The following is a 1,599-nucleotide window of genomic DNA, read 5'->3' as shown; positions in this document are numbered from 1 at the left end:
TTTGAAGCTGTCTTCCGCTCATGTCGTACAACAGAATATCAGCTTCTTTAAAATCAAAACCAATTTCAACATAAGCATAATCTGATACTGGATTTGGATAGATCTTAATGTCATATTTTTCAATCAGCTGATCAACCTGTTTGTCGCCCAGCTTTACAATCTTCCAGTTTTCTTTGCCTAATTCTTCTGCACTGGTTCCGGCCAGAACAATTGAACCGTTTCTGTTCAGTTTTAAATCAGAAAGTCTTTCTTCCTTCTTTCTGGATTCTCCTTTGACGTGCTTTCTCCACTGCTCATTTCCATTCTGATCTAAGTATAGCATCCAGAAAGTCTCATCATCGGTTTGTATTCTTCCTTCAGCCTGGGTATAACCTCCTAATAGAATTCCTTTGGAAGATTTATCGTCTGAAGAATGCAAAACGCTCATCCCCATCAGAATATCACGGTTTTTGAAATTGTAGGATTTCTGCCATTGTTCATCCCCTTTTTCATTTAAAGCAATTAACCAAAGATCTGTTCCTTCTTCAATGTCTACAGTTTTATTTCCTGATCTTTCTGATCTTGACTCTCCACCAATAATGAACCCATTTGAAGTTAATGCCAGGGTTCTGATATGATCATCACCTTTCCCTCCAAAATTCTTCTCCCATTCTACTTTTCCGGTTTTGTCTAGCTTGACAATCCAATAGTCGCCTTCACCATAATTGCTACTGGCTTTTGGCATCTGGCTAATGGCCGTTGAGCTTGCAGACCGCTGATTATTGGCTTGAGTGTTGCCAGATCCCGAAACACGAACCTCGGAACTTCTGGAATAAATTCCCAGTAATGCTCCGCCATCTTTTGTTGGAATCATTTTCTCCACTTCATCTAAGCCTCTTCCACCTAAAATTAATTGTGATAATTCTTTTCCGTCTTTATCCAATCTTGTAATGAAGACATCTTTGGAACCATAGCCTTTTGAAGAATTTTGAACATTTCCGGCAACAAAGAATCCTAAATCTGTAGTTTGAATGACAGCTCTGGCTTCTTCATCGGAAGAACTTCCTAAGGTTTTCTGCCATAATTCATCTCCAAATTCATTGATTCTGATCAGCCAGATATCAGATCCTCCTTTCGAATCCTCTTTTTTATCCAGTCCTTTTCCTGAGTAAGAAGTTCCGGCTAAAAGAAATCCACCGTCTTGAGTGGTAACTGTTGCTGATAGATAATCATGATTATGTCCTGAGAAATATTTTCCCCAAACTTCTTCTCCCTGCTGGTTCAGTTTTACCAGATGGAAATCGTAACCATTGTTTTGCTTTTGGCCATTGGCTTCTTGCATCTGGCTTTTAGACTGTATTGAACTTCCTGTTATAAGATATTGTTGATCGATGGTTGTGGTAACCTGACTTAAGAAATCCTGGGTAGAGGATTTGATGTCTTTTTGCCACATCACTTCCTGGGCAGATATGCCCAATACAGTACATAAAGTAAATGCACTGAGATAGAATTTTTTCATTCCCGTATTGTTGTTTTCTGAGTTAATAATTAGTTTTAAAAACCGCGCAAATTTAACACTTTTTAAGACGTGAAAATTGAATTAATGTGGTATGCTTTAAA

The 1,599-nt window shown here is 38.2% G+C and carries 1 protein-coding gene; it reads right to left on the bottom strand.

Translation table 11 applies throughout. The features are described from left to right. A partial coding sequence (locus tag CQ046_RS23360; protein ID WP_105704562.1) for a T9SS type A sorting domain-containing protein occupies positions 1–1,498 on the bottom strand: 1,498 nt, incomplete at its 3' end. Between the last annotated feature and the right edge of the window lie 101 nt (positions 1,499–1,599).

The organism is Chryseobacterium sp. MYb7, from assembly GCF_002979455.1.
Lineage (GTDB): Bacteria > Bacteroidota > Bacteroidia > Flavobacteriales > Weeksellaceae > Chryseobacterium.
The sequence above is the reverse complement of the archived record's forward strand: the minus strand, read 5'-3'. Positions and strand labels throughout refer to the sequence as shown.